Source organism: Paraburkholderia sp. (assembly GCF_036488505.1).
In the GTDB taxonomy this organism is placed as follows: Bacteria; Pseudomonadota; Gammaproteobacteria; order Burkholderiales; family Burkholderiaceae; genus Paraburkholderia.
Window position 1 is genome coordinate 1 of record NZ_DASXHN010000129.1, and the last position, 4302, is coordinate 4302.

4 protein-coding genes and 1 pseudogene are annotated in these 4302 nt (G+C 64.8%); 3 read left to right on the top strand and 2 right to left on the bottom strand.

From position 1 onward, the window contains the following. Nucleotides 1–389: pseudogene (locus VGH68_RS07290) on the top strand (MFS transporter); the annotation flags it as partial. An 87-nt stretch (nt 390–476) separates the two neighbouring features. Here the strand turns inward: VGH68_RS07290 and VGH68_RS07295 are convergent. Further along, the gene (locus VGH68_RS07295; RefSeq protein ID WP_331602883.1) at nt 477–1070 is read right to left on the bottom strand and encodes a nitroreductase family protein; all 594 of its coding nucleotides are present in this window, start codon (nt 1068–1070) and stop codon (nt 477–479) included. Between the two features lie 195 nt (nt 1071–1265). Beyond that, nucleotides 1266–2549 (bottom strand): MFS transporter, encoded by a 1284-nt coding sequence (locus VGH68_RS07300; RefSeq protein ID WP_331602884.1) that lies wholly within the window; start codon nt 2547–2549, stop codon nt 1266–1268. 155 nt (nt 2550–2704) lie between these two features. Here VGH68_RS07300 and VGH68_RS07305 point away from each other — a divergent pair, with 155 nt between their 5' ends. After that, complete coding sequence (locus tag VGH68_RS07305) at nt 2705–3346, top strand: TetR/AcrR family transcriptional regulator (RefSeq protein WP_331602885.1); 642 nt, start codon at nt 2705–2707, stop codon at nt 3344–3346. Between the two features lie 294 nt (nt 3347–3640). Further along, nucleotides 3641–4195: a DUF1415 domain-containing protein gene (locus VGH68_RS07310; RefSeq protein ID WP_331602886.1), complete on the top strand. Its 555-nt coding sequence runs from the start codon at nt 3641–3643 to the stop codon at nt 4193–4195. Nucleotides 4196–4302: the final 107 nt, after the last annotated feature.

A 4302-nucleotide genomic window follows, 5' to 3' on the forward strand; every position in this document is an offset into this window, starting at 1 on the left:
CGGGCTACCTGTTCGAGCAGCAACTGCTTACCGTCGTCACCCAGACGGCCGCGTGGATGGTGATTTTCTTCTTCGCATCGGCGGCCGCGAGCTCCGCGTATCTGACGGTGAGCGAATCGTTTCCGCTGGAAATCCGCGCGCTCGCGATCGCCGTTTTCTATGCGTTCGGCACCGCGCTCGGCGGCATTGTCGGCCCGGCGTTTTTCGGCCGGCTGATCGATACGCATCAGCGCAGCGAGGTGTTTTCGGGCTATCTGGTCGGCTCCGCGCTGATGCTCGCGGCTGCCGTCGTCGCGGCGATCTGGGGCGTGGACGCGGAGCGCAAGTCGCTCGAACATGTGGCGGCGCCGCTGTCGAGCGTGGCAGACGGCGGGAGCAGCGCCGAATAAAAAAACGCGCGGACCGTGCCGCGCGCGTTGCCCGCTTTTTGGATTTCGCGTTGTGCGCCGCCACGCGGCAACGCCGCCGGCGGCCGCTTAAAAAGCCTTCTTCCAGCCCCCGCCGTAAGCCATGTCAGCGAGAGGCAGACGCTGCCGCGGCGCCTTGTCACGTTCGCGCAGGACCGGGTCCAGCTTGTCGACATCGCCGTAGTGGCCGAGCGCGATCATCGCGATCGGTTCGGCATCGGCGGGCAATTCGAACGCCGTGCGGAACGCCTTCACGTCGAAACCGCTCATCTGATGGGCGGCCAGCCCGAGTGCATGGGCCTGCAGTACCAGCGCCATCGCCGCGGCGCCCGCATCGTACTGCGCGCAGCGATTGACGTCGCCCTTGCTGGTCAGCGTGTGCGTGGTCACCGCGATCAGCACCGGCACGGACGCATTCCAGCCTTGATTGAACGGCACCAGCGTGGCGAACGCCTTCTTGAACGCGACTTCGTCGACGCTGCGATCGAACACGATAAAACGCCACGGCTGCGCGTTATACGAAGACGGCGCCCAACGCGCCGCTTCCAGTACGGCGCGCAGTTGCTCGCGGCTCACCGGCTCGCTCGAAAACGCGCGCGGGCTCCAGCGTCCTGCGATCAATTCGTGAATGGCAACTTCGGTAGAGGCGGGTTTGTTGGTCATGCGCTTCTCTCGGTGAAATTGATACTCACCGGGCGGCCGCCCGGCGCCACATAGGATAACGGGCTTCGGCGCACGCTCCAAGCCGACGCGCCGCACGATGCGAGGTGGCCATCAAAAAACGGGCGGCCCGACTGAGGGGCCATCCGTTCTCGCGTTTTTATCGACGCTCGAGCTTGGAGCGTCGCGGATTCGGCGCTAGACCGCCTGCGGCGCCGGCACCTTTGCCGGGCGGTTGATGCGCAGCACGATCACCGCCGCGACGAGGCACAGCCCACCCGAAATCATCGATGCAACCGTATAGGTGCCGAGACTCGCGCGCAGCATGCCCGCGCCGAGCGCCGCGAACGCCGCGCCGAGCTGGTGGCCGGCAACCACCCAGCCGAACACCACGGGCGCCGCTTCCTTGCCGTAGACATCGGTCGCGAGACGCACGGTCGGCGGCACCGTGGCGATCCAGTCGAGCCCGTAAAACACCGCGAACAGCGGCAGCCCGAAGAAGTCGATGCCGAACGCGTGCGGCAGATAGATCAGCGACAGCCCGCGCAGCCCGTAATACCAGAACAGCAGCACACGGCTATTGAAGCGATCAGACAGCCAGCCCGACAGCGTCGTGCCGAACAGGTCGAACACGCCCATCGCCGCGAGCAACGACGCGCCCTGCACTTCGGTCATCCCGTAGTCGCCGCACATCGCGATCAGGTGGGTACCGACATAGCCGTTGGTGCTCGCGCCGCAGATGAAGAAGCTGAAGAACAGCAGCCAGAAATCGCGCGTCTTGCTCGCCATCGCGAGGGTGCCGAATGCAATCGCGAGCGGGTTCTGCTTCGTGACGGCCGTGTTGACCGGTGCGTCGTGCGGCTCGCCGTACGGGCGCAGCTTCATGTCGGCGGGACGCTCGGGAAGCAGGAATGCGACGAGCGGAATAACGACACCGGCCGCGAGTGCGACGACCCATACGACCTGGCGCCAGCCGTGATGCTCGGCGATGGCGGCAAGCATCGGCAGGAACACGAGCTGGCCGGTGGCCGAACTGGCGGTGAGGATACCCATTACGAGACCCCGCCGGGTGGTGAACCAGCGCGTCACGACAGTCGCCGACAGCGACAGCGCCGCGACACCCGTCGATCCGCCGACCATCACGCCCCAGATCAGCACCATCTGCCATGGATGGGTCATCAGCGACGATAGCGCGACGCCCGCCGCCATCGTGCCGAGCGCGGCGAGCAGCGTGGGCCGAACACCGAAGCGCTGCATCGCGGCCGCCGCGAACGGCCCCATCAACCCGTACAGCGCGATGTTCACGGAGATCGCGAGCGAGATCGTCGCGCGGCTCCAGCCGAACTGATGCTCGAGCGGCACCATCATCACGCTCGGTGTCGCGCGCGTGCCGGCAGCCGCAAGCAACACCAGAAACACCACGCCGACGGTCAACCAGCCGTAGTGGAAACGCCCGCCAATCAGTCTCGCTGCCCAGTTCATCGGTACTCCCGGCGACGCGGCCCGTGCTGTCCGCATCGTTTCTATTATTACGAGTTCGGTAAAAGAGTTTGTGACAGACTAGTCACAATGGTGTTGCGATCTTAGTTACCGGTCGGTAACATGTCAAGGCGTTAATTTTCCTTCCGGTGACCTCCATGTCCGACAGCGAAACCGTCAAACCCGCCCGCCCGCGTCGCGCGCGCGGCGCCCAGACGAGCGGGCCGCAGGCGCAGCAGCATTTGCTGCGGGCGGCTAGCGAGTTGTTCTATCGCGAAGGCGTGCGCACCGTGGGTGTCGATGCGGTGGTCGAGCGCGCCGGCGTGAACAAGATGAGTCTGTACCGGCAGTTTTCGTCGAAGGACGAACTAGTGATGGCTTATCTCGCGCGCAAAGACGAGCAGTTCTTTAGCTACGTCGACAGGAGCTTTGCGGAGCACCCCGGTGAGCCCGCGAAGCAGCTCCAGCAGTATTTCGAGGACCTGGCCGTGCGTGCATCGGTCGACGATTATCGTGGCTGCCCTTTCGTGAACGTATCGGTGGAGTTTCCGGATACCGCGCATCCGGCGCGGCAGTTCGTGTTCCGCAATAAACAACGCTTGATGGCGCGGCTGCTGGAGCTGTCGACGGCGGCCGGCGCCGATGATCCGGAGGCGCTCGCCAATGGGCTTGGCTTGCTGATCGAGGGGGTGTACGCGGCGAGCCAGACTTACGGGCCCGGATGCGGGCCCATCGCGGCTGCGCCGAAAGTCGCGGCGCAGTTGATCGCCGCGGCGTGCGGCTCGGCGCGCGATCGTTGAGCCGGTGCGCCAAACGTTTTTGAGCGCGTGTCGGCTTCGGGTGTCGGTTTGGGGTGTCGGTTTGGGGTGTCGGCTTGGGGTGTCGCCTTCGGGTTTCGCCTTCGGGTTTCGCCTTCGGGTCTCGCGATCGGGGTTTCACGCTTGGGGCTTCGCGCTTCGGGCTTCGCGCTCGGGGTTCGCGCTCGGGTCTCGCGATCCAGCTCGCCACGCCGCCTCGTTGTCGCCGGCAGACCGCGCCAGCCCGCGCTCACCGCACCGCTAGAATGACGTTTTTGCCCATCGCGTCCGTCCACCATGCCGTTGCCCTCTGAATTCCACGATGACGTCATCGCGGCCACCCGTCACTGGCTGATCGAAGCCGTGATCGGACTCAATCTCTGCCCGTTCGCGAAGGCGGTGCTCGTGAAGGAGCAGATTCGCTACGTGGTCAGCGATGCCGACACTCTGGAGGCCGTGCTCACCGATCTCGAAGCCGAGCTGCAGTCGCTCGTCGCGGCCGATCCGGCGACCGTCGACACCACGCTGCTGATCGTGCCGCGCGCGCTCGGCGACTTCCTCGATTTCAACGATTGTCTTTTTTTCGCCGACCGGCTAGTCAAGCAATTGCGGCTCGAAGGAATCATTCAGATCGCGAGCTTTCATCCGCATTATCAGTTCGAAGACAGCGAACCCGACGACATCGAAAACTACACGAATCGTGCGCCCTACCCGATCCTGCATCTGCTGCGCGAGGACAGCATCGAGCGCGCGGTGCAAGCCTTTCCGGACGCCGAAGAGATCTACGAGCGCAACCAGCAGACGCTGCGGCGCATCGGCCTCGCTGGCTGGAACGAGTTGATGAAGCGGTGAACCGGGCGACCATGCAGCCGGCGGCGGGAAGCAAAAAACCGAAGACAACCTGAAAGCCGCGTCTCAAGCCGGCACGAAGAAACGCTCTTTCAACGCGTCAAGCCCCA

Excerpts from the sequence above, each read along its gene's own strand:
- VGH68_RS07295 (WP_331602883.1), bottom strand. The coding sequence starts at position 1,070 with ATGACCAACAAACCCGCCTCTACCGAAGTTGCCATTCACGAATTGATC.
- VGH68_RS07300 (WP_331602884.1), bottom strand. The coding sequence starts at position 2,549 with ATGAACTGGGCAGCGAGACTGATTGGCGGGCGTTTCCACTACGGCTGG.
- VGH68_RS07305 (WP_331602885.1), top strand. The coding sequence starts at position 2,705 with ATGTCCGACAGCGAAACCGTCAAACCCGCCCGCCCGCGTCGCGCGCGC.
- VGH68_RS07310 (WP_331602886.1), top strand. The coding sequence starts at position 3,641 with ATGCCGTTGCCCTCTGAATTCCACGATGACGTCATCGCGGCCACCCGT.